This window comes from Corallococcus sp. EGB (genome assembly GCF_019968905.1).
Classification (GTDB): domain Bacteria; phylum Myxococcota; class Myxococcia; order Myxococcales; family Myxococcaceae; genus Corallococcus.
In genome coordinates this window covers 1,964,532-1,987,531 of record NZ_CP079946.1, presented here as the reverse complement: position 1 = coordinate 1,987,531, position 23,000 = coordinate 1,964,532, and the positions used below count along the sequence as shown (strand labels likewise).

Here is a 23,000-nt window from a genome sequence, read left to right as displayed (position 1 = left end):
GAAGCAGAACGGGTACGTGGCACCAACGCCCGTGGCGCTCGGAGTGGCGGTCGCGGGAGAGCCCACGCAGGTGCCGGCGGCCCGGACTCCGGAGCCCGGCGTGCGTCCGGCGGAGCTGCCTGTTGCCGCAGCCCCTGTGAAGGAGGCCCTGTCCACCGCCCCGGCCGCGGCCGCGCCTGGACCCATGAACGCTCTCGCCCCCGTGGATGAGGCCGCCCAGGCGCGAGCCCGCATGCAGGAGGTCCTCGCGTCCGTGGATGCAGTCGCGCAACCCCGCGATGTGCCGTTTGCATCCGATGCCGAGGAGGAGTTGGACGAGGAGGACACCTCCGACGCCGACGCGTCCTCCGACGAGGGGGAAGAGGCCGGCGACGACGAGGTGGATGAAGACGAGGCGGCGGACGCATCTTCGGACGATGCGGAGGCCGACGGAGAAGCCGACGGAGCCTCCGACGACAAGGCGGCGGACGTAAACGCCGCAAGCGCGTCGGACGATGAAGCGGCCGACGAAGGGGCATCCTCCGCCGAAGACGAAGTGGCTGACGAAGCCGATGAAGCGGCCGACGACCAGGTCGCCGATGAAGAGGCATCCTCCGCCGAAGACGAAGCGGTTGACGAAGACGAGGTCGTTGACGAAGACGAAGCGGCCGACGAAGGCGAAGCGGCCGACGAAGGCGAAGCGGCCGACGAAGGCGAAGCGGCTGACTCAGGTACGGGCGAGGACGACGTGCCCTCTGAATCCTCGGACGACGAGGCATCATCCGAGGGGTCCGCTTCGGACCAGGGCTCGGCCGATGAGGACGAGGCGGATGCATCGGCTTCCGAGTTGGACGACGCGTCCACTGCCGACATCGAGGCCGCGATCGGCTCCGAGGAACGTCCCGGCTCTCACGCGGCCGAGGACTCCGAGCGCGAAGAAGCCAAGACGGGTGAGGAGGCGACGGACTCCGACGAGGACGACGAGCGGGCTGCCGCTTCCGCAAGCGACGAGGAGCAGGACTCGGGCTCCGACGACGAACCCGAGGAACAGGACTCCGGCTCCGGCGAGGAATCCGAGGAGCATGACCTGCCCTTCATCGCTCCTCCGGCCTCGCAGGCCTCCTCCGCCCGCCGGCAGGGCCGCGTCCTCCGGTCATCCGCCCCCGAGGACACTCCCGCGGAGTCCAACAAGGGCCGCAAGTCCGCCCCCGCGCCCGCCCCCAAGCCCTCCGCGCGCATGGACCTCTTCGTTCGCCTGAGCCCGGACGGTCCCCCGACCCGGGTGGACGTGGAGCGCTTCACCCTGGGGCGCGGTCCGCAGTGCAGCCTCGTCGTGAAGTCCGGCAGGGTCTCCCGCGAACACGCCGCCGTCGTGCGCGTCGGGAATGACTACTTCATCGAGGACCTGAACTCGTCCAACGGGACCTGGATCAACCACCAGCGCATCAAGCGCCAGAAGATCGCCGACGGGGACACCTTCAACCTCGGGACCGAGGCCATCTACTTCTCCCTCCAGCCCTCGGAGGACTGACGCGCTCAGGCCTTCCGCGGCGGATTGCGGATGCCCAGGGCGGAGATGACTCCGCCCAGCACCAGCAGCGCGGCGGTGACCTCCATCACCCGGTGGAAGCCCGCGACGTCCAGTCGCGGGCCCACGATGAGCCCCGTGAACGCGATGGCGATGAGCCCCGCCACCCGGGCAATGGCGTTGTTGATGGCCGAGCCGATGCCCGCCTGCTCCTTGTGGACGGACCCGAGCACCGCCGCCGTCAACGGCGCCACCGTCGTCGTCAGCCCCAGCCCGAACACCAGCACACCCGGCAACATCTGCGTCCAGTAGTTCACGGGCGTCCTGGCGCGCAGCAGGAGCAGGAACCCGGCGCCCGCGACCCACGGCCCCACCGTCATGAACAGGCGCGGACCGAACCGGCCCGCGAGCCCGCCGAACACCGGCGACAGCAGCAACATGATGATCGTCGTCGGCATCAGCGACAGCCCCGCCGTCGTCGCTCGGAAGCCGCCCACCTGCTGGAGGAACAGCGTGATGACGAACTCGCTCAGCGCCAGCGCCCCATAGATGAACGTCGTGGCCAGGTTGCCCGCCCAGAAGTTCCGCGCCCGGAAGAGCCACAGGGGCATCATCGGGTGCGACGAGCGCCGCTCCTGCCAGAGGAACGCGAGGAACGCCGGCACGCCCACGCCCAGCGACGCCAATACCGTGGGATGCGTCCAGCCCACCGTCCCCTGTTCAATCAGCGCGTAGACCGTGCCGCCCAGCCCCAGACACGCCAACGCGGCCCCCGGGAGGTCGATGCGCGCGCCCTCCGGACGGGCGGGCTCCTCCATGCGTGCGAGCAGCGTCAGCGTCAGCGCAATGGGCAGCACGTTGATGCCGAAGATCCAGCGCCACCCCACCGTGTCCACCAGCAGCCCGCCCACCAGAGGCCCCGCGATGAACGCACCGCCCGTCCAGCCGGTCCACGCGCCAATGGCCTTCGCCTGCTCGGGGCCGGAGAAGAAGGACAGGATGAGCGCCAGTGAGCCCGGCACCAGGAGCGCGCCCGCGGCCCCCTGCAGCGCACGCGCGAGGATGAGCACCGCGCCCGTCGGCGCCACCGCGCACAGCAGCGACGTGGCCCCGAAGCCGAGCAGACCCAGCCGCAGGATGCGCTTGCGCCCGAACGCATCCGACAGCGAGCCCGCGGCCAGCATCAGCGCGCCCAGCGTGATGAGGTAGGCATCCACCACCCACTGCTGGAGCGTGAGCCCTCCACCCAGCTCCCGTACCATCGCCGGCAACGCGACATTGATGATCGCCCCGTCCAGGAACGTGACGAGCGAGGCGAGCACGGCGATTCCCAGGACCAGCCGCTGTGGAGAAGTCACGGTGCCGCGACTCTTCCGGAGGCCGCCGACCCGCGCACCCGGTAGGACCCACGGGACGTCAGCCAGCGGACGACACCCGGAAACCAGCGAGGAGCCTGATGGCTCCCCACCGGCGAGGGCTCACAGACCCGAAGGTCCGTGAGGTCCATCAGAAATCGCACTTCGGGCCACGCTCCGTGCAGAGCGGCGAGGTGAGTTCCTTGCGCTCCTGCTGCTCCGCTCCCGCGCCCGACAGGAGGCGGACGGTCTCACGCTTCAGGCTCAGCTTCTTGGGCTTCTGCATGTCCTGCTTGTCCATGGCAGCTTCCTCTCGTTGCGACCCTTGACGGCGTTGACTGCAACTCCAAGCCAAACAGCTGCTTCCCGAGCAAACAAGCGCTCCACGCATTAACAGCAAGGCCCTTAAATTCATTTCCTCCAGCGTTCCCCCCACATGCGACGCGCGCTCCCATGGAACCCCTTGCTGCAAGGCGTCGAGCACACGGCGGCGGTGCAAGTGCTCGCAATGCTTGTCGATGCGCTGTCGGACCCTCCCTCCCAGGTGCCTTCCCTGGCGTCCCTCGCGCGAGGTGACGCGGGGCGCGCGGTGCTCTTCGATGCGCTGGCCCGGGCCCACGGTGACGCGGGGCATCGTGCGAGGTCGGAGGCCTTGCTGGAGCGCGCCACGGAGGCGCTCGGGGCGGAGACACTGGGGCCGGACCTCTATGATGGCTTCACGGGCATCGCGTGGGCCGTGCAGCACGTGCAGCGCCCTTCTGAATCACCGGAGGAGGATCCGCTCACGGACATCGACGCCGCGCTCGGCGACTTCCTCCAGACGCGCCCGTGGCCCCACCGCCACGACCTGGTGAGCGGGCTGGTGGGCATGGGCGCGTACGCGCTGGAGCGCCTGCCGCGCGACGGGGCGCGACACTGCCTGGAGGCGGTGGTGGCGCGGCTCGGAGAGCTGGCGGAGCGGACGCCCGAGGGACTGCGCTGGCGGACGCAGGCTGGCCATGTGGAAGCGCGGCTCCAGGGTGAACAGCCCGAGGGCAGCTTCAACCTGGGCGTCGCGCACGGCATGGCGGGCGTGCTCATCCTGCTGGGCGGCGCGGTGGCCTCGGGCGTTGAAGCGGCTCGCGAGCTGCTTCATGGAGGTTGGACGTGGTTCATGGCCCGGCGCGGAGCGGACTCCGCTCCCGCTCGCTTTCCCACGCGCGTGGGGGCCGGGAACGAACCTCTCACGTGGCCGCGCCGTCCGGCGTGGTGCTACGGGGATCCGGGCGTGGCGCTCGGGCTGCACTCGCTGGCTCGCGCGGTGGGGAATGCCGCGTGGGAGGCGCAGGCCCTCGCGCTCTGCCGGGAGGCCGCCGGACGTTGGAAGGACGCCGCCTCCGTGAAGGACGGCGGGCTCTGCCATGGATCCGCGGGGCTCGCGCACCTCTACAACCGCCTGTTCCAGGCCACGGGCGAGCCCGCCTTCGAGACCGCTTCCCGGTATTGGTTCCAGCAGCTGCTCACCGTGCACCGGCAGCCCGGCCTGGGCGTGGCCGGGTTCCGCACGCTGGAGCAGTTCGACGACGGCACCGAGGGGTGGACGGACAACGCCGGTCTGCTCGCGGGCGCCACGGGCATCGCGCTGGCGCTCCTCGCGGCGACCTCTTCCGTGGAGCCCTCCTGGGACCGCATGCTGCTCATGTCCCTGCGACCCTCTTCTTCCCTGGACGCCCCATGACACCGCCGGGCTTCGCTCCCTCGGGGTTCTTCGTCCTCCGCACCCCGCTGCTGCCCTTCGACGAGCTGCGCGCCTGGAGCCAGGGGCTCTGCGCGTCCTCCTCGCTGGCGGCCCCTGCCCCGGAGCTGGAGGCGGCGCTCGGCCGGGACCGCCTGCTGCTGCGTGAACGGCTTCGGGCCGTGATGGCGCGGCCGGAGGTGCGGGAGGCGCTGTTCCTCGCGTCACCCTCGCTGGAGGAGCACCTGCCCGCGTGGACGTCCGCGCCGGAGAGTCCCCACGGCGAGAAGCTGGAGCGGACGCTCGTGCGCTACTGGCAGCGCATGTCGGCGCGGGCGACGCCCTTCGGCCTCTTCGCGGGCAACAGCCTGGGCCTGTTCGCTCCGGCGACGCGGCTTCGGCTGTCCGCCCGTGAGACGTACCGGCGCCACACGCGGTTGGACACGGACTACGTCGACGCGTTGATGGAGAAGCTCGCCGGGCTGCCCGCGCTTCGCGAGGCCCTGCGCTACCGCCCCAACTCCAGCCTGTACCGGGCCGCGGGCCGGCTGCGCTACGCCGAGTCGCGGCGCGACGGTGGCTCGCGGACCCACCAGCTCGTCGGCGTGGAGCCCACGCCGTACCTGGAGGCCACGTTGGAGCGGGCCCGCGCGGGAGCCTCGCTCTCCTCGCTGGCGCGGGCGCTGGTGGAGGCGGATGCCGAGGTGTCGCTCGACGAGGCCACGGAGTACGTGGACATGCTCGTCGAGAGCCAGCTCCTGGTGCCGGACCTGGCGCCTCCCGTCACGGGACCGGAGCCGCTCCACGCGCTGCTCGCGCACCTGGAGAGCGTACCCGCGATGCGCGAGTCCCACCGCGTCCTCGAGCACGTGCAGCGCGCGTTGACGGAGCTGGAGGGTTCGCCGCCGGGCGCGGAGCCGGCTCGCTACCGCGCGCTGGCTCGCGGGCTGGAGGCCCTGCCCTCCCCCGTCGACCTGAGCCGCCTGTTCCAGGTGGATCTGCGCAAGCCCGCCGAAGCGTTGACGCTGGGGCCCGCCGTGGTGGACGCGATGGTCCAGGGCGTCACCCTGCTGCACCGCCTCAGCGCCGCCTCCGAGTCCCCCACGCTGCGGCGCTTCCGTGAAGCCTTCGTGCAGCGCTACGAGGCGCGCGAAGTGCCACTGCTGGAGGCGCTCGACGAGGACGTGGGCATCGGCTTCGAGCTGGCCAGCCCCGAGGCCGCGGAGGACGCGCCGCTCCTGCGCGACCTGGCCCTCCCCGCGCCCCGCTCCGAGGAACGTGTCGCGTGGGGCAAGGCGCAGGCCCACCTGCAATACCGGCTGTCGGAGGTGCTGCGGACAGGCGGTCCCCTGGAGCTGGACGCCGCCGACGTGGAGGCGCTCGCCCACCCGCGACCGGGGCCGCTGCCGGATGCGTTCTCCGTCCTGGGCACGGTGCTCGCGGCATCACAGGAGGACGTCGACGCGGGGCGCTTCCGGTTCGTCTTCGAGTCGATGATTGGCCCCTCTGGCGCGGCGCTCCTCGGACGCTTCTGCCACGGCGACCCGGAGCTGCTGCGCCACGTGACGGCGCACCTGCGCGCGGAGGAGGCCCTGCGCCCGGAGGCCACCTTCGCGGAGGTGGTGCACCTGCCGGAGGGACGCGTCGGCAACATCCTGTGCCGCCCCGTGCTGCGCGCGCACGAGCTGGTGTACCTGGGGCGCTCGGGCGCGCCGCCGGAGCAGCAGCTCCCGCTCACGGACCTGTCCCTCTCCGTCCAGGGCCGGCGCATCGTCCTGCGCTCCGCGAGCCTGGGGCGCGAGGTGCTTCCGCGCGTCACCCACGTCCACAACTTCGGCCGCGCGCACCTGCGGCCCTATACCTTCCTGGGCACGCTCCAGCAGCAGGGCGCGAGCCCCGGCCTGCGCTGGCAGTGGGGTCCGCTCGCCAGCAGCGCGTTCCTTCCGCGCGTGACGATGGGCCGGCTCATCCTCCACCGCGCGCGCTGGCGGCTCACGGCGTCCACGCTCCACGCGCTCGGTGAGCGCGAAGGCGCCGAGCGCTTCCGCGAAGCGCAGCGGCTGCGCGAACGGCTGCGGCTCCCTCGCTTCGTGGGCCTGGAGGACCGCGACAACGTGCTGCCGGTGGACCTGGAGAACGTGCTCAGCCTGGACACCTTCGTCCACCTGGTGCGGCAGCGCACGGACGCGGTGCTGGTGGAGCTGCTGGAGGACGACGGGCTTTGCGTCACAGGCCCCGAAGGCCGCTTCGTCCACGAGGTGGTGGTGCCCTTCGTGCGCGACGCGTCAGCGGTGCCCGCGCCCGCCGTGCACGTGCCCCGGCCGCCGCGCCTCCAGCGCTCGTTCCCTCCCGGCTCCGAGTGGCTGTACCTCAAGCTCTACACGGGCACGGCGCTCGCGGAGCGCGTGCTGAAGGATGCCGTGGCGCCGCTGGTCCGTCAGGCGCTGGCGTCCGGCGCCGTGAGCCAGTGGTTCTTCCTGCGCTACGGAGACCCGGACTGGCACCTGCGCGTGCGACTCCACGGCGACCCGCGACGGCTGCACGGTGAGGTGCTGGAGCACCTGCACACGCTCGTGCGCCCCCTCCAGCGGGACGGGCTCGTCCACCGCGTGCAGGTGGACACCTACGAGCGCGAAATCGAGCGCTACGGCGGAGATGCCGGCCTGCCGCTCGCGGAGCAGTGGTTCCACGCGGACAGCGAGGCGGCGCTGGAGCTGCTCGACACCGTCGCGGAGGATGGCGGCGCGGACGCACGCTGGCGGCTGGTGCTGTGCGGCATCGACTCGGTGCTGACGGACCTGGGCTTCGACCTGGAGGGCCGCGGCCGGCTGCTCGAAGGCTTGCGCCAGGGCTACGGCCAGGAGTTCTCCGTGGACGGCGCCGTCGAGCGGCGGCTGGGCGAACGGTTCCGCACGCACCGCCAGGAGCTGGAGTCCCTGCTGTGGCGGCCGTGGCTTGATGAAGGGCCGCTCGCGCCGGGGTTCGCGGCCCTGCGGCGCCGCGCGGAGCGGCAGGGGCCGGTGCTGGGACGGCTGCGCGCTTGCGCGGATCAGGGACTGCTCACCCAACCACTGGACCGCGTGGCCGCGAGCCTCGTCCACATGCACACCAACCGGATGCTGCGCACCGCCGCCCGAGCGCAGGAGCTGGTCCTCTACGACCTCCTCCACCGCCTCTACGCCTCCCGGCTGGCTCGCGAGCGGAAAAAGTCCTGACACGCCCCGTCCGGCCCGCGGCCTCCCGATGCGGTGCCGGAGGCCAACGCCATCGCACACCCGCTCGGGCCCTGCGCCAGGACACGCGCAGGGCCCGCCGTGCGCTCCCACCCCAGGTCGCCTTGACTTCGAAATTACGCAGATAATATTACGGTCGAAATCAAAGGAGCCACACATGACCGCCAGCTACATCGTCGACGCCGTCCGGACCCCGCGTGGGCGCGGGAAGATGGGCAAGGGAGCCCTGACGGGTCTGCACCCGCAGGAGCTGCTCGCGCAGACGCTCAACGCGCTCCAGCGCAGGGGTGGCTGGGATGCACGCGAGGTGGGCGACGTCATCGCGGGGTGCGTGTCGCAGGTGAACGAGCAGGGCGCGAACATCGCTCGCAACGCGGTGCTGGCGGCGGGGTGGCCGCAGGACGTGTCCGCCGTGTCGCTCAATCGCTTCTGCGGCTCCGGGCTCCAGGCGGTGAACTTCGGCGCGATGGGCGTCGCCTCCGGCGCCATGGACTTCGTGGTGACGGGCGGCGTGGAGAGCATGTCGCACCTGTCGCTGGGCGCGGACGGCGGCGGCCAGGACGGCGGCAACGTGCGGCTGCGCGAGCGCGTCTACCAGGTGCCCCAGGGCATCAGCGCGGACCTCATCGCGACGCTGGAGGGCATCACCCGAGAGGACGTGGACGCGTGGGCCCTTCGCTCGCAGCGCCAGGCGGCTCGCGCCATCGAGGAGGACCGCTTCGCGGGGTCCCTCTTCGCGGTGAAGGACCCGGCCACCGGCGCCGTGCTGCTGGAGCGCGACGAGTACCCGCGCCCGGACACCACCGCGCAGGGGCTGGCCGCGCTCAAGCCCGCGTTCGTCGCCATGGGTGAGACGGTCGTGGGCCCGAACGGCGAGACGCTGGACGGCATCGCGCTGGCCGCCTACCCGCAGGCGAAGCGCATCCAGCACGTGCACACCGCGGGCAACTCCAGCGGCATCGTGGACGGGGCCGCCGTGGTGGCGCTGGCGTCGGAGCGCTACGTGAAGGAGAAGGGCCTCAAGCCCCGCGCCCGCATCCGCGCCATGGCGACGCTGGGCACCGAGCCGCTCATCATGCTCACCGCCCCCGCGCCCGTGAGCGAGAAGGCCCTGCGCATGGCCGGCATGAAGGCGGGCGACATCGACCTGTGGGAGATCAACGAGGCCTTCGCCGCCGTGGTCCTCCAGACGACGCGCGCGCTCGGCATCGACCCGGAGCGGGTGAACGTCAACGGCGGCGCCATCGCGCTGGGCCACCCGCTGGGCGCCACCGGCGCGATGCTCGTGGGCACGGCGTTGGATGAACTGGAGCGCACGGGCAAGGGGACGGCGCTCATCACCATGTGCATCGGTGGCGGCCAGGGCATCGCCACCATCATCGAGCGCGTGTAGCGCTCGGCGCTCGCTCCAGGAGCGCGCCTAACGCTCCCGGAAGGCACGCACCATCGCATTGAGGCGCTCGCGGACCTCCGCAATGCGCCCGGGCTCCTGGGCCTCCAGCGCCAGACGGAAGGCGGCGATGACGGACGCGAGTTCCTCGCGCGGCAGGCCGGTGAGCTGGACGAACAGCGCATCGGCCCGAGCGAGCACGGTGGTGTTGGGCAGCGCATCGCGCGGGTGCAGCTTGAGCGCGGACATCCGCTGGCGCGCCTCTTCAATCTGCGCGGGCGTGAGACGGCCGGGGCGCTGCTCGATGACAAAGGCCTCCTTGCGCCCGGTGGCCACCACCGTCACCTCCACCTCCAGGATGCCGTTGAGGTCGTAGGTGAAGCGCACGTCCACGGCCTGCTCGCTCGCGGGCGCGGGCGGCAGTCCCTGGAAGTGGTATTCGCCCAGCTTGACGTTGTCCTCGCAGCGGGCGTGTTCGCCCTGGTAGATCTCCAGCTTGATCTCCCGTTGGAAGTCGCTGCTCGTGTAATAGCGCTCCACCCGGCTGGCGGGGATGACCGTGCCTCGCTCCAGGATGGGGCTGAAGACACCGCTGACGTGCTGGCGGCCCGCCCGCGCCAGGGTGGCGACGCCCAACGTGAAGGGCGCCACGTCGGTGACGACCAGGTCTTCCACGGCCCGGTCCCCGCCCTTCATCGCGGCCTGCACCGCGGCGCCCAGCGCCACGGCCTCGTCCGGCGGCAGCTTGCGCAGGGGCAGCCGGCCGAACAGCTCCGCGCTCATCGCCGCCACGCAGGGCATTCGGGTGGAGCCTCCCACCAGCAGCACCTCGTCCACGTCCTTCGCCTGGAGCGACGCGTCCTTCAGCGCCTGACGGATGGGGCCACGCACGCGCTCCAGCACGGAGGCCCAGGCGCGCTCCGCGTCATCGCGGGTGAGCTCCAGGTCCAGCGTCAGCCGGCGGCCGGTCTCCAGCGGCAGCTCCGGCAGCACCACGCGCGTGCGCTCGGAGGCGGACAGCCGGCGCTTGGCGGCCTCGCAGGCCTCTCGCAAGCGGGACCACGCGGCTGCGTGCTCCTCCAGGTCCACGCCCTGCTTCTCCCGGAACAGGTGCGCCATGTGGCGCGCCAGCGCGGTGTCGAAGTCCTCACCGCCCAGCCGCGCGTCTCCGGCGGAGGACTGGATTTCAATGACGCCTTCGATGATCTCCAGCACCGTCACGTCGAACGTACCGCCGCCCAGGTCCAGCACCGCCACGCGCATCTCACGGTCGCGCTCGTGGAGGCCGTAGGCCAGCGCTGCGGCGGTGGGCTCGTTGATGATGCGTTCGACATTCAGGCCCGCGATGGCGCCCGCGTCACGGGTGGCCTGTCGCTGGAGGTCTCCGAAGTAGGCGGGCACCGTCACCACTGCCTCCTCGATGGCGATGCCCAACGCGGCCTCCGCGTCCCGCTTCAGCGAGCCGAGCACCAACGCGGACAACTCCTGCGGCGAGAAGCTCCGGCCTCCGATGACGCGCTGACGGTCCGTGCCCATGTCGCGCTTGAAGGCCACCGCGCCGGAGACAGGGTCCAGCACCGCATGGGCCTTCGCCGCCGCGCCCACCAGCACCTCGCCCGCGGCGTTGAGGCTCACCGCGCTGGGCGTGAGGATTTCGCCCAATGCGTTGGGCAGAACGGTGGGACGGCCATCGCGCAGCACCGCCACCAGCGAGTACGTTGTCCCCAGGTCGATGCCCAGGATGGGCTTGTGGCCCGCACCACCGCTCATCGTCTCACCCCTGACATATGTTCCCCAGCGCCTGCTCGAAGGCCGTGAAGGCCTCGTCCAGATGGCGCTGGCGTTCCTGCCGCGCCGGATCCTCGTCCGCGCCGAAGACGGTCAGTTGATCCGCCAGCCGCTTCCTCAACTTGATGCGCTCTGCATACAGCTGACTGCAATCACCTTCGTCTCCCAGCGCGACCAACTCCCGGAGGTGCACACAGCCCCTCTGGCGATCCAGGCCGGAGAACCGGGCGCAGAGGACTTCCGCCTGCTTCCGGGCGGTCTCCACCCGCTCCTGCCCCGGCACGCGCGTTCCTCCGTTCGGCCGGGAGAGGAAGCCTTGAATGAGCATGGCCGCCACGAACAGCGCCACGACTCCCAGCACACCCAGCGCCACCTTGAACCCCGCGGAGGGAAACGCCGCCGCGGGATGGACCGGGGCCAACGGAACGGCCGTGCCATCCGGCGCGTGGGCCACCCGCTCCTTCCCATCCGGCGGCGCGGGGGAGTCCAGCACCTGGTAAAGGAGCGGTGCATGCTGGCGCAGAAGGAACACCGCCTCCGAGGCCTCCCCTGGCTGGGCCTCCGACAGCGCCAGGAAGGCGGACCGCGCGCTCTCCGCGTGCCCCTGGAGCACGGCCTTCGCGAGGCTTGAGCGCAGCGTGCCGTTGAAGGTGTCCGGAAGAGCCCCCAGTTCCAGGACCAGCGGCCAGAGCACGGCCACGCCCTCGGACGCGAAGGCGTCCGCCAGGTCTTCCGACTTCATCCAGGCCACATAGCGCCCGGCCAGGTCCCGCCCGGGACCCGGATGGACCTTCAGGTGCAACAGCAACACGAACTGCACGAACCAGCCGGGCGGCGGAGGCGGTTCCTCGGGGTTCTTCCCCATCCGCTCGAAGGCGACCTGCGCCACCTTCCACGCGCGCTCCACCTCGTCGAGCTCGAGCAACTGGTTCGCCAGCATCCAGAGGAACCGGTGCGGCGCCTCGCGTCCCAGCAGCGCAATCTCCGCGTCCTCCAGCGCGCGGGGGAAGCGCTGCGCCAGCTCCGCCAGGAACCCGCGGAGGCCCTGCCGGTACGCATCACGGTACGCGGCCAGGGCCTCCGGGATGCGATCCGCGGCGAGCAGCGCCTCCACCAGCCATTGCCGGGGCTCCACGGCATCCTGGAGCGCCTCCACCGCGCGGCGCGCCACCTCCACCGGCGCCTCTGGAGGCGCATCCGGAGGGAGTGCCCGGAACTCCGCGCGGAAGCGCTCCAGCGTATTCAGGGGGAGCGCAGTCTCGGGGGGCTGCTTCGCGGCGTCGTCCCGAGCTTCCGCCTGGGTGCGCGGGGCCTCGCGCCCTTCGCGGCGCGCGAGCGCGGTCTCGTAGGCTTCACGCAGGCGGGCAAAGCCCTCCGGGTCCGTCTCCGGTTTGCGTGTCTTCAGCTTGCGCAGATACGCGCGGCGGATGACGTCCCCACCGGGATCGGCATCCACCTCCAACTCCCGGAGCGCTTCCTGGAAATCCATGCGGGCGGCGACGATAGCCCAAAGCCCGCAAATGCCTCGCGGCCCCCTCGGGCGGACGCGTTGACAGGAGCGTCCGTCTCCGACATGAGGAAAGGTCGCTCCTGCAAGCACCGGGGCGCGCGGTCCAGACGTCTTCGCTGGCCGTGAAGCCAGACTGGAGCGCCCCATGGATGCCCCCACCGAGCTGCCCTCCTTCCTCGCCCAGGCGTCACACTGGCCCGTCGTGCCCGTGCTCACCCGGGTGGGGTTGGCCATCGCCATCGGGCTCTTCATCGGGTTGGAGCGCGAGCACAGCCGCAAGACGGGCGTGCGCACCTTCGCGCTCACCGCGCTGATGGGCTGCCTGGGCGGACTCACCGGCCAGGCGTTCGCGCTGGTGGCGGCGGGCTTCGTCACGCTGCTGGTGCTGCTGATGAACGGCCGGGAGCTCCTGCTCCACCGGCGCCTGGCGCTCACCACCTCCACCGCGCTGATGGTGGTGACCTTCTGCGGCATCCTGTGCGGCATGGGCCACACGTTCACGCCCATCGTCGTGGGCGTCCTGACGGCGGCGCTGCTCGCCTGGAAGCAGTCCATCGCGGGCTTCGTGGGCGGCCTGTCGGACAAGGAGCTGAGGTCCGCCATCCTGCTCGCGGTGCTGACGTTCGTCGTCCTCCCCATCCTGCCCGCGCACCCGGTGGACCCGTGGGGCCTCATCGAGCCCCAGTCCAACTGGGCCAGCGTCATCATCATCGCGGCGGTGGGCTTCGTGAACTACATGCTCCTGAAGACACTGGGGCCTCGGGGCATGGAGGTCACCGCGTTCTTCGGCGGGCTGGTGAACAGCCGCAAGGTCATCGTGGAGCTGGCCACGCGCCTGAAGGAGGTGGGCGCGCCGCTGTTGCCCTCCGCCTACCGGGGCATCCTCCTGGCCACCGTCGCGATGCTGCTCAGAAACGGCCTCATCGTCGTCATCTTCGCCTCGCAGGCCGCCGTGCACTGCGCCATCCCCTTCACCCTGATGCTGCTGGTGAGCGCGGTGCTGTGGCGGCGCTCACCCGTGCAGGCGCCCGCGGAGGGCACGCCCCGGCTGGCGCTGGAGTCCCCCTTCCGCCTGATGGCGGCGCTCAAGTTCGGCGCGGTGTTCCTGGGGCTCAACGTCGCGGGGGCGCTGGCGCAGCGCCACTTCGGCTCCGCGAGCTTCTACTTCGTCAGCATCCTGGGGGGCTTCCTGTCGAGCGCGTCGTCCATCGCGTCCGCCGCCACGCTCATCAGCCACCATGAGATTTCAGCGGCCACGGGCGTCAACGGCGTCATCCTCTCCAGCCTCACCAGCATCGTGGTGAACATCCCGCTCATCCGGAGCATGGCGCAGGAGGCATCCTTCCGGCGCCGCGTGTCCACCGCGCTCCTGGCCGTGGCGGTGGTGGGGCTGGTGGGCGTGGGACTCAACCTGATGGTCTTCGACGCCCTCCTCCACTCCGTCTGAGCCCGGGCGTCACGGCGGGCACGGCCGCCACCGTTGGCCCCTCTCATTCGTGTTCCTGAACGTGACGCCGAAGAGGCGAACCGCGCGGACCTCGTGGACGCGGTCCGCGCCATCGCCTCCCGCCGCTGAGGCTCCGGAGGCCCTACGGCAGATACCGCCACGCCGCCGTCACCGCCGGCTGGAAGCAGTGCACGTGGGCCTGGGTGGCGCTGGGAATCTCCTGGACCACGCCAGCCCCGTAGCCCTGCGTGCGGCACCACTGGCTCACCTCCAGGCGCGAGCCCGGAGCGGTGTAGTCGCCCAGGTTGGACACCGGCCCCAGCACGGACTTCTCCACGTTCGTCTGGAGCCCGGAGTTGAAGCAGCCCACCCACGGCCGGGACGTGACCTCGAACACCTGCCCCGTCGTCCAGCCCTGGCTGTTGCAGAAGCGGTGCGCGGCGGCGGAGCAATGGGTGCTCGTCACGCCCCGCTCGTCGGTGCAGCCCGCGTGGATGCGCGCCAGCTCCTCGAACGTCACGGCCACGCTCTCATGCTGGATGGGCGCGCACGCCACCGTCAGGTCCGTGGACGTGGACGCCACCGGCACGCCCGCCAGCGAGATGGGCGGACGGTTGCTGACCAGCTGCAGGATGGTGTCCCAGGTGTTGGTGGTGTTCGCCATCGCGTCGCCGGCGCCCCGCTGTGCGCACACGCGGTGCATCGCGGACAGGCATGCGGCGGAGTTCAGGGCGCTCGTGCCATTGCACGCGGGCGCCTGGGCGCTCAGCACGAACTGGCCCGCGGAGGGCGTGTGCTGGATGGCCTCCTCGCGGCAGTTGGCGCCGTGCGCGGTCAGGCAGATGCTCCGGTTGGAGCGCGCGTGCGTGAAGATGCGCACCTCGTCGATGGCGCCCCGGAACGAGCCCTCGCCGTTGGCCGGGCAGCGCTGCGTGTCCAGGTTCGCGCCCGCGCCGATGTAGAGCGCCCCCGCGCCCAGCTGCGCCGTTCCCGGCGCGACGGGCAACGCTCGGTTCGTGGGCACGCCGTTGAGGTACTCCTGGAAGACGCCGGTGGTGCCGTCCCACGTATAGGCCAGGTGGCTCCACTGCCCCACCGGCAGCACCGGACCGAAGCCCAGCCGCACGCGCTGGCCGTTGACGACCAGCGAGAAGTGCGGCTGGTTGCTGGCCTCGTAGATGATGTCCAGCCCGCCCGCCTTCTGCATCAGGTAGCGGTAGGGATTGCCGGTGGTGCACCCCTGCTGGATGTCCGCGTCCGGCCGCACCGCGAACTCCACGGACAGGCCGCGCACGGCCGTGCCCACGCCGGGAGTCGAGGCCCCCGCCAGGTCCACCTTGAGCGCGCCACCACCGGGCAGCACCAGCGCCTTGCCCTTGCCGTGCGGCTGCCACAGCGAGTCCGGCGAGGAGCGCGTCAGCGCGTTGCCCGGCGAGATGGAGGCGCCTCCCACCAGCGTGCCGGTGAAGAAGTGGCCGGACAGGTCCGGCGTGCGCGTCAAATCGTACGCGCCCGCGCGCGTGACGAGCTCGTTCATGGGCAGGAAGAGCAGGTGGAAGGGGTCCATCAGCTCGCCCAGGTCCACCTCGTTGTAGTCGGCCGTGTTGCTGCCGAAGAGGGCCAGCACGTCGTGCGTCTTGGTGACGGGCAGGTAGTGCGCCCCGTTGCTCTGCCCGGGAGGGAAGCTCCGCGACGGCAGGCGCTCCTGCTCGAAGTTCCACATGGGCCCCGAGTAGAAGAGGTGCGCGATGTCCATGCGGTCCGTGTTGATGGCTCCGTCGATGTGGTACGCGGTCCAGTTCGTGTCCGCGCCCACCAGGCTCACCGCCTCGCGCCGCGCGCCGTCCGTGTAGGTGACGGCGACGTAGACGAGGTTGCGGCCCTCGTGGTCCACCCACGCGTAGGCGCCGCGCACCATGGCGCCGGAGGGGGTGTCGCCGAAGTCCTCGCCCGTGGCCGCCTTCAGCCGCTTCCACGCGAGCGGGTAGCTCTTCACGCCGGCGTTCGGGTCGTTGAACATCATCGACAGCGGGCGCGGGGTGCTCCAGCCCGTGGCCGCGCACGGCGTGGGGTTGTACGCGTACATCATGTGGTCGATGTCGCCGTTGTTCGCGGGCGCCCCCTGGAAGATGAGCAGCCGGCCGTCGGACGTCATCGTCGGCTCGATGCCGCGAAGCGTGGCGCCGGTGACGGTGCGCAGCGTCTCCAGCGGACCCGTGGAGAACGACGCCACCTCCGCCGCCGTCGTGAAGGGCTGGGACACGCGGATGTCCGACGTGCGCCGCCGGAAGACGTTGTCCCCGTTGAACATCTTCGAGTCGAAGAGGAACGGCTGGTACACCGCGACGCCGGCCGACAGCGCGTAGGGCTGGGCGGGGTTGGTGAAGCAGAACGCCAGCGCGTTCTCTCCATCATGCACGTCCAGCGTCCGGCCCGCGGAGAAGGCCCCCGCGAAGGACGGCTTGCCCGAGGCGTCGTACGTCACCGCCTCCGGCCGGAACACCCGGGCGATCCACGTCGTGGTCGTCGTCGCGTGGTCCTCGCGGATGTTGCCCACGAAGATGCGCCCGTCCACCGTGGACGAGTGCCCGTTCGCTCCGAACGGCGTCCCGATGCGCGTGTTCACCAGCGACGGCCGTCCGTCCGCGAACGCCGCCCCGGGGAGGCCCCCGAGCGCGGTCCCCAGCAGGACACCGAGGCTCACACTAAGTAGGTTTTTCATGAAATCTAGATTAAACCAATTCCCATCCCGGGTCGAAGCGGGCCGGGTTCCCGCTCCCTGTCGGGGCTGGACACACCTTCGAGGAGCACGGATGGCGACGAGAGCCGTGAAGGCGTTGGGGATGCTGGCGGCGGTGCTGGGGCTGACGGCCTGTGGCGGGGACACCGCGGCTTCGCGGGACGCGGCGCCTCCGGCGCCGGTGGTGGCGGAGCGCGAGCAGTCCGCCACGGCGGCTCCCGTGGGGCAGACGGTGTGGCTGAAGGCGTGCGCGACGCAGAAGTATGTGTCCGCGGACCGGAACCTGGGGACGACCGCGCCGCTGGTGGCCAGCCGGGACAGCGCGCAGGGCTGGGAGCAGTTCCAGGTGGCGGACGCGGGCAATGACTTCATCTCGCTGCGCGTGGTGGAGACGGGCCTGTACGTGTCCGCGGATCCGAACGCGGGCGGTCAGGTGACGGGCTTCCGCACGGCGGTGGGGGACTGGGAGCGCTTCACGTGGGTGCCCTTCGCGGATGGCTCCGTGGGGCTGCGCGCGAAGAGCACGGGACAGTACGTGTCCGCGGACGTGAACCAGGGCGCCAGCGCGCCGCTGTACGCCAACCGCGCCACGGCCGGGTGCTGGGAGGCGTTCTCCTTCGGCATCGTGGGAGGCGGCGAGGACCGCTGGGTGCAGATCTGGGCCGACGAGTTCGACGGCGACAGCGTCAACGCCGCCAACTGGACGCCCAACACGACCGTGCACGTGAACAGCGAGCAGCAGCAGTACACGGCGTCCGGGGACAACATCTCCGTGAGCAACGGCACGCTGAAGCTCACCGCGCGGCTGCAGTGGAACAACGGCTATCCGTTCACCTCGGGCCGGCTGGAGAGCGCGGGCAAGCGCGAGTTCGGCCATGGCCGCATCGAGGCGCGCATCAAGATGCCGGTGGGCGCGGGCCTGTGGCCGGCGTTCTGGCTCCTGGGCAATGACATCAACACGGTGGGATGGCCGGCGTGCGGGGAGCTCGACATCATGGAGAACGTCGGCTACGGCGATTGGACGTCCGGCGCGCTGCATGGCCCGGGGTACTCCGGCAACACGCCCATCAACGGCCGCTTCTATCCGGCGTCCAGCGTGAGCAACTGGCACGTGTACCGCACGGAGTACTCGTCCTCGGACATCAAGTGGTTCATCGACGGGGCGCTGGTGAAGACCACCACGCGCGCGGAGGTGCAGCGCTACGGTGCGTGGGTCTACGACAAGCCCCTGTTCATCATCCTCAACCTGGCGGTGGGCGGCGGCTATCCCTTCGGCGTGAACGGCGCCTCGACGCCGTACTACGGCGTGCCGCAGTCCACGGTGGACCTGGTGCGCAACGCGCCGCAGACCCTGGAAGTGGACTGGGTGCGCGCCTACCAGTGGCGGTAGGCTGACGGGCATGCCGCTTCCTCCCCTCCTCCTGCTGGCTGACAGCGCTCCGCTGTTCTGGCGCGTGGAGGGGCGCCCCTTCCTGGACTGCGTGCGCGTGCTCACCGGCGCGGAGCTGCGCGTGCCGCCGGTGCGGGCCGCGTACCTGGGCGCGTCCAACGGCGACGTGCCGGAGTTCTACGACATCTTCGTCGCGGCCATGGAGGGCATCGGGCTCACGCGCTGCCGGAGCATCCCGGCCGCGCCCTCCGGCGAGGACCTGGCGTGGTTGAAGGACGCCGACGTCATCCTCCTCGCGGGCGGCGACCCGCGCGTGGGCTGGGACGCATTCCAGGCGCACGGCGTGGACGCGCTTCTGCGTCAAAGGCGCCAGGCCGGCGCCATGCTGATGGGCGTGTCCGCGGGGGCCATGCACCTGGGCCTGGGCGCATGGCGCGACGACCTGCCCGGCGAGGGTGAGCCCTTCCCGGTGCTGGGCCTCGCGCCCTACCTCATCGGCGTGCATGAGCCTCCCGAGTGGCCCGGCCTCAAGCTCGCCCTGAGGCGCATGGGGCTGCCCACGCGGGGGCTGGGGATTCCGAAGGGGGGCGGCGTGCTGCTGCACGAGGACGGCAGCGTGGAGCCCGTGCGCCAGCCCGTGGTGGACGTGACGGTGGACGTGGAGGGACGGCTGCACGAATCGCTGCTGCTGCCTCCGGCCACGCCGTACCGGGGCGAGTCCCCCGAGGCGCCGGTGGACCGGCGGACGCTCCAGTAACGACTCCCTGGCGAGGAACGACGATGGCGACGACAACGGGCTGGACGGTGGCGGCGTGGGCGCTGGCGGCGGGGCTGACGGCGTGCGCGGGGGCACCTCTGCGCGAGGCGGGCGTGGCTCCCCGGGACGACGGCTGGGTCCAGGTGTGGAGCGACGAGTTCAATGGCACGGAGGTGGACACGAGCAACTGGCGCATCCAGACCGACGTGCACGTGAACAACGAGCAGCAGCAGTACACGGCGTCGCCGGACAACGTGTCGGTGAGCGGCGGCACGCTGAAGCTCACGGCGCGGCTGCGGGAGGTGAACGGGTATCCGTTCACGTCGGGCCGCGTGGAGAGCGCGGGCAAGCGCGAGTTCACGCACTCCCGCGTGGAGGCGCGCATCAGGCTGCCGGTGGGCGTGGGGCTCTGGCCGGCGTTCTGGATGCTGGGCGCGGACATCCAGGCGAAGGGATGGCCGGCGTGTGGGGAGCTCGACATCATGGAGAACGTCGGCTACGGCGACTGGGTGTCCGTCGCGCTGCATGGGCCGGGCTACAGCGGCAACACGCCCATCAACGGCCGCTTCCATCCGCGCACGCCCGTGAGTGATTGGCATGAGTACCGCGTGGAGACCTCGCCCGAGGCCATCCACTGGTACATCGATGGAGAGCGCGTGAAGACGTCCACGCGCGAGGAGGTCGAGCGCCACGGCGCGTGGGCCTACGACAAGCCGCTCTTCATCATCTTCAACTTCGCGGTGGGCGGCGGCTACCCGGAGGGCGTCAACCAGACGAAGGAGCCGTACTTCGGCGTGCCGCAATCCACGGTGGAGCTGGTGCGCACCGCGCCACAGACGATGGAAGTGGACTGGGTGCGGGTGTCCCAGAAGCGCTGACGCCATCCCTCTCCCGGGGGATGGTTCGCGCCGGGCCGGGATTCCTAGGGTGTTCCTCGTACTGGAGGAACAAGCCATGGCGGTCACGGTGGTGGTGGTGTCAGGGCCCATCGGGGCGGGGAAGACGGCCCTCGCACAGGGACTCACGCGGCGGTTCGGCGCGCTGCATCTCCACTCCCGGGACCTGCTGCACGAGCACGGCGGTAGCGACTCACGGCGTTCGCGCCAGGACCGGAGCCTCTCGCTGGACCACGTGACGGGTGGGCGCTGGCTGGCGGATGGGGTGCTCGCCGCGCGTCAGGAACACGGGTTGAACACCGTGCGTCGGGAGCCGCGGACCTCCACGTGCATCGTCATGGATGCGGCGCACAGCGCCGTGCAACTGGAGGGCCTGCGCGCGAGCCCGGAGCTCCGCGTCGTGCACATCCACCTGGAGGCGTCCGAGCCGGAGCAGGCCCGGCGCGACGCGGAGCCTGACACCTTCGAGGAGGCCTGGGCGCATCCCGCGGAGCGCGCGGTTCATGAACTGGCCTCGCTGGCGGACCTCGTAGTGGACACGGGGAAGACTTCGCCTGAAGCGGTGCTCGTGCGAGTGGCCAGCCGGCTCGGGCTGTACGGCCGGTCCGGAGAACGGCGGGTGGACCTGATCATCCCGGGACCGCACGGTGATGAGCACATGCACCTCCTCACGGCACAGCTCGCGCCTCACTACGACGTGCTCCTCAAGGTGGGCGGACCAGACCGGAAGCCCTCTCGTGAGGAGTTGGAGGACGCGTTCGCCCAGGGCCGTCGCGTGCTCATCGAAGGTGCCGGGACGACGGCAGGTGGATGCCTCGTGGCCGCGGGCATTGCCCCAGGCCGGGTGCGGCGGACCGTCATGGTGTGCCGCACGGAGGGCCTCGCGTTCGATTGGGTGCGGCTTCGCGAAGCGGCCACCCTCAGCGCCCCTACGGACCTGGCCGTCACGCTCGCGGGGGAGCTGGCCCGGACCAACTGGAACGCGCGGCGCTTCGACCAGCTCACCGACGCGGCCCGTCACCACCTGGAGGAATTGGAACGCGTCGCGGGTGCGCCCACGTCCCACCTCTTCCCCGCGCCGCAGGCCCGCCATTTCATCGAACGGCGGCCGTGGTGAGCCTGGCGCTCACGAATTCCTGAAGCCCTTTCAAATCCTCCGGGCTGGTGTGTCCATACAGCACCCGTCCCCGGAGCCCGTGTGCCCCCACCTCTCCCATCCCCGAGCCGATGGCTGCTGCTCGGGCTGCTGCTGGGATTCGCGTCCCCCGCCGTGGCCATGCCCACCGGCCCTGGCGCTTTCTGCGCGGAATATCCCACCGCGCCCGCGTGCCAGGGCACCCAGCCCGCGTGCACCTATTGTCACGTGGCCCCGCCCCAGCGGAACGGCTACGGCGCCGCGCTGGAGGCACACCTCGCCCCCGGCAAGCCCCGCCCCCTGTCCGACGCGGACTTCGCCGCCGCCCTCCCCGCCGCGCTCCGCGCCACCGCCACCGGAGACGCCGACGGCGACGGCGCTCCCAACCAGTTCGAGATCGAGCAGGGCTCGCTCCCCGGCGACGCCGCCAGCGTCCCGCCGAGCGGCGTCTGTGGCGGCGGAGCGAATCCCCAGTTCAAGGTCTGCCAGTACGACCCGCGCTTCGCGTACCGCCGCATGCTCAGCGACTTCTGCGGCACGTCCCCCACCTACGCCCAGCTGACCGCCTTCCTGGCGCTGGGCAGCGAGGAGCAGCAGCGCGCCTTCATCCATCAGGAGCTGGACCGTTGCCTCCAGTCCGACTTCTGGCGCGGCAAGAACGGGCAGCTCTGGAAGGTCGCCCACCCGAAGATCCGTCCCGTCGGCTCCATCAAGTCCGGCGAGGACGCGGGCATCATCCCGCTGGCGGACTACTTCGATGACTACGCCCTCTTCGCGTGGTCCCAGACGGACGACCACGACGCGCGCGACGTCCTCACCGCCAACTTCTACGTGAAGCGCTCGGGCGCGGGCCCCACGACGTACACCGCCACCAACAGCCTGTCATCGCAGTTCGTGGAGGCCTCGCGCCGCGCCGGCAACATGACGAGCGCGTGGACGCTGACCTCGTTCGTCATGTTCACCGCGCTGCCGCGCAACGCCGCGTCGCAGATGTACCGCGCGTACCTGGGCCTGGACATCGCGAAACAGGAGGGACTGCACAGCGTCCCCAATGAGCCACGTGACTACGATGCCAAGGGCGTCCAGGCGGCCCAGTGCGCCGCGTGCCACGCGACGTTGGATCCCCTGGCGTACCCGTTCCGCAACTACAACGGCCTGGGGCCGCTTCCCAACCGCTACGTGCCCAATCGCCTGGAGCTGCTCTTCCCCAACGAAGTGGCCACGCTGAAGAACACGCCCGAACAGGGCGTCATCCTGGGCCAGCCGGTGAACACCTTGATGGAGTGGGCCCAGGTCGCGGCCAACAGCGACGCCTTCGCCATCTCCACCGTCACGGACTACTGGAAGCTGCTCGTCGGGCACGCGCCCCTGCCGGAGGAGAACGAGGAGTTCGTCCGCACCTGGCAGGCCTTCCGCACGACGCACGCGTACCGCGTGCAGAAGATGCTTCACGACCTCATCCGCACGGAGGCCTACGGTGCGCCCTGAACGCCTGCTGTTGACCTGCCTGCTCCTCACGGGCTGCTCCGAGAAGCTCCCCATCGCCGTCGACCTGGGACCGGGCGCGGACGCCGGCGTGACGCCCGGGTGGGACGGCGGCGTCGCGAAGTCCCAGAAGGGCAACCTGCGCTTCAAGGGCCCTGAGCGTCTGTCGCTCGACCTGGCCCAGGCGCTGGAATTGCCCGCGGCCTCCGTGTGCAACGAGCTGGGCCAGTACCCCTGCCAGAACGTGCACGGCGTCGCGCTGGGCGGCGTGGATCCCTACGAGCACAGTGTCTACGAGACGGCCTCCACCACGGGAGCCACCACGCCCATCGCGGTGGAGCGCATCATGCTCTCCGCCTGCAACGCGCGCATCGCGTTGGACGTGAACACACCCGCCAGCGCGGTGGTGTTCAAGGGCGTGCTCCTCACGGCGGACGGCAAGCTGGCCGACGCCGCGAGCCCCGCCGTCGCCACGGCGGTGACGTCCCTGGTGCGCCGCGCGTGGCTGCGTGACCCGACCGTCGACGAGCGCGACACGCTGGTGCGCCTCGCCGCGGAAGTGCAGGCCACGGGCGCGGCGGCTCCAGGCGTCGCCTGGATGCAGGCCGCGTGTCTCGCTGTCTTCTCTTCCGCTGAAGCCGTCTTCTACTGAG

General features: G+C 71.0%; 16 protein-coding genes. 11 read left to right on the top strand and 5 right to left on the bottom strand.

Annotation, left to right across the window (positions count from 1 at the left end):
- Nucleotides 1–232 precede the first annotated feature (232 nt).
- Nucleotides 233–1,510 carry an FHA domain-containing protein gene (locus tag KYK13_RS08250; protein ID WP_223643417.1) on the top strand — a complete coding sequence of 426 codons (1,278 nt, stop codon included), beginning with the start codon at nucleotides 233–235 and terminating at the stop codon, nucleotides 1,508–1,510.
- Between the two features lie 5 nt (nucleotides 1,511–1,515).
- Here KYK13_RS08250 and KYK13_RS08245 read toward each other — a convergent pair whose 3' ends face one another.
- Entirely contained in the window at nucleotides 1,516–2,865 is a 1,350-nt protein-coding gene (locus KYK13_RS08245) for an MFS transporter (protein WP_223643415.1), read from the bottom strand.
- 148 nt (nucleotides 2,866–3,013) lie between these two features.
- Complete coding sequence (locus KYK13_RS08240) at nucleotides 3,014–3,163, bottom strand: hypothetical protein (RefSeq protein ID WP_223643414.1); 150 nt, start codon at nucleotides 3,161–3,163, stop codon at nucleotides 3,014–3,016.
- A 207-nt stretch (nucleotides 3,164–3,370) separates the two neighbouring features.
- On the opposite strand from KYK13_RS08240, the gene KYK13_RS08235 reads away from it, so the two are divergent.
- From KYK13_RS08235 to KYK13_RS08225, 3 genes are all read left to right on the top strand, one after another.
- A complete protein-coding gene (locus KYK13_RS08235; protein ID WP_223643412.1) occupies nucleotides 3,371–4,579 on the top strand; it encodes a lanthionine synthetase C family protein in 1,209 nt (402 codons plus the stop codon).
- On the top strand, nucleotides 4,576–7,791 hold the full coding sequence (locus KYK13_RS08230; protein WP_223643410.1) for a lantibiotic dehydratase: 3,216 nt from the start codon (nucleotides 4,576–4,578) through the stop codon (nucleotides 7,789–7,791). The genes KYK13_RS08235 and KYK13_RS08230 overlap by 4 nt, the downstream gene beginning before the upstream one ends.
- Nucleotides 7,792–7,966: 175 nt before the next feature.
- Nucleotides 7,967–9,202 carry an acetyl-CoA C-acetyltransferase gene (locus tag KYK13_RS08225; protein ID WP_223643408.1) on the top strand — a complete coding sequence of 412 codons (1,236 nt, stop codon included), beginning with the start codon at nucleotides 7,967–7,969 and terminating at the stop codon, nucleotides 9,200–9,202.
- Between the two features lie 27 nt (nucleotides 9,203–9,229).
- Here the strand turns inward: KYK13_RS08225 and KYK13_RS08220 are convergent, their stop codons facing one another.
- Together KYK13_RS08220 and KYK13_RS08215 are read right to left on the bottom strand one after the other, a co-directional pair.
- Nucleotides 9,230–10,969: an Hsp70 family protein gene (locus tag KYK13_RS08220; RefSeq protein ID WP_223643406.1), complete on the bottom strand. Its 1,740-nt coding sequence runs from the start codon at nucleotides 10,967–10,969 to the stop codon at nucleotides 9,230–9,232.
- A 4-nt stretch (nucleotides 10,970–10,973) separates the two neighbouring features.
- Nucleotides 10,974–12,443 carry a hypothetical protein gene (locus KYK13_RS08215; protein WP_223643404.1) on the bottom strand — a complete coding sequence of 490 codons (1,470 nt, stop codon included), beginning with the start codon at nucleotides 12,441–12,443 and terminating at the stop codon, nucleotides 10,974–10,976.
- Nucleotides 12,444–12,642: 199 nt separating this feature from the next.
- Here KYK13_RS08215 and KYK13_RS08210 point away from each other — a divergent pair, with 199 nt between their 5' ends.
- Nucleotides 12,643–13,944 carry an MgtC/SapB family protein gene (locus tag KYK13_RS08210; protein ID WP_223643402.1) on the top strand — a complete coding sequence of 434 codons (1,302 nt, stop codon included), beginning with the start codon at nucleotides 12,643–12,645 and terminating at the stop codon, nucleotides 13,942–13,944.
- Between the two features lie 142 nt (nucleotides 13,945–14,086).
- On the opposite strand, the gene KYK13_RS08205 is transcribed toward KYK13_RS08210, so the two are convergent.
- Nucleotides 14,087–16,648: a LamG domain-containing protein gene (locus KYK13_RS08205; RefSeq protein ID WP_223643400.1), complete on the bottom strand. Its 2,562-nt coding sequence runs from the start codon at nucleotides 16,646–16,648 to the stop codon at nucleotides 14,087–14,089.
- Nucleotides 16,649–16,757: 109 nt separating this feature from the next.
- Between KYK13_RS08205 and KYK13_RS08200 the strand changes: the two genes are divergently transcribed.
- The 6 genes from KYK13_RS08200 to KYK13_RS08175 all read left to right on the top strand — a co-directional run bounded on the left by KYK13_RS08200 (nucleotide 16,758) and on the right by KYK13_RS08175 (nucleotide 22,999).
- Entirely contained in the window at nucleotides 16,758–18,074 is a 1,317-nt protein-coding gene (locus KYK13_RS08200) for a family 16 glycosylhydrolase (RefSeq protein WP_223643398.1), read from the top strand.
- Between the two features lie 10 nt (nucleotides 18,075–18,084).
- Nucleotides 18,085–18,831, top strand: a complete 747-nt coding sequence (locus tag KYK13_RS08195; protein ID WP_223643396.1) for a Type 1 glutamine amidotransferase-like domain-containing protein — start codon at nucleotides 18,085–18,087, stop codon at nucleotides 18,829–18,831.
- A gap of 23 nt (nucleotides 18,832–18,854) precedes the next feature.
- Entirely contained in the window at nucleotides 18,855–19,709 is an 855-nt protein-coding gene (locus KYK13_RS08190; protein ID WP_223643394.1) for a family 16 glycosylhydrolase, read from the top strand.
- A 76-nt stretch (nucleotides 19,710–19,785) separates the two neighbouring features.
- Entirely contained in the window at nucleotides 19,786–20,844 is a 1,059-nt protein-coding gene (locus KYK13_RS08185) for a hypothetical protein (RefSeq protein WP_223643392.1), read from the top strand.
- Between the two features lie 81 nt (nucleotides 20,845–20,925).
- Nucleotides 20,926–22,350: a hypothetical protein gene (locus KYK13_RS08180; protein ID WP_223643391.1), complete on the top strand. Its 1,425-nt coding sequence runs from the start codon at nucleotides 20,926–20,928 to the stop codon at nucleotides 22,348–22,350.
- Nucleotides 22,340–22,999 carry a hypothetical protein gene (locus tag KYK13_RS08175; RefSeq protein ID WP_223643389.1) on the top strand — a complete coding sequence of 220 codons (660 nt, stop codon included), beginning with the start codon at nucleotides 22,340–22,342 and terminating at the stop codon, nucleotides 22,997–22,999. The genes KYK13_RS08180 and KYK13_RS08175 overlap by 11 nt, the downstream gene beginning before the upstream one ends.
- Nucleotide 23,000 lies beyond the last annotated feature (1 nt).

Bases quoted from the DNA above. Each gene is read 5' to 3' on its own strand.
- KYK13_RS08250 (WP_223643417.1), top strand. From the start codon at position 233: ATGCAGGAGGTCCTCGCGTCCGTGGATGCAGTCGCGCAACCCCGCGAT.
- KYK13_RS08240 (WP_223643414.1), bottom strand. From the start codon at position 3,163: ATGGACAAGCAGGACATGCAGAAGCCCAAGAAGCTGAGCCTGAAGCGT.
- KYK13_RS08235 (WP_223643412.1), top strand. From the start codon at position 3,371: ATGCTTGTCGATGCGCTGTCGGACCCTCCCTCCCAGGTGCCTTCCCTG.
- KYK13_RS08230 (WP_223643410.1), top strand. From the start codon at position 4,576: ATGACACCGCCGGGCTTCGCTCCCTCGGGGTTCTTCGTCCTCCGCACC.
- KYK13_RS08225 (WP_223643408.1), top strand. From the start codon at position 7,967: ATGACCGCCAGCTACATCGTCGACGCCGTCCGGACCCCGCGTGGGCGC.
- KYK13_RS08220 (WP_223643406.1), bottom strand. From the start codon at position 10,969: ATGAGCGGTGGTGCGGGCCACAAGCCCATCCTGGGCATCGACCTGGGG.
- KYK13_RS08210 (WP_223643402.1), top strand. From the start codon at position 12,643: ATGGATGCCCCCACCGAGCTGCCCTCCTTCCTCGCCCAGGCGTCACAC.
- KYK13_RS08200 (WP_223643398.1), top strand. From the start codon at position 16,758: ATGGCGACGAGAGCCGTGAAGGCGTTGGGGATGCTGGCGGCGGTGCTG.
- KYK13_RS08195 (WP_223643396.1), top strand. From the start codon at position 18,085: ATGCCGCTTCCTCCCCTCCTCCTGCTGGCTGACAGCGCTCCGCTGTTC.
- KYK13_RS08190 (WP_223643394.1), top strand. From the start codon at position 18,855: ATGGCGACGACAACGGGCTGGACGGTGGCGGCGTGGGCGCTGGCGGCG.
- KYK13_RS08185 (WP_223643392.1), top strand. From the start codon at position 19,786: ATGGCGGTCACGGTGGTGGTGGTGTCAGGGCCCATCGGGGCGGGGAAG.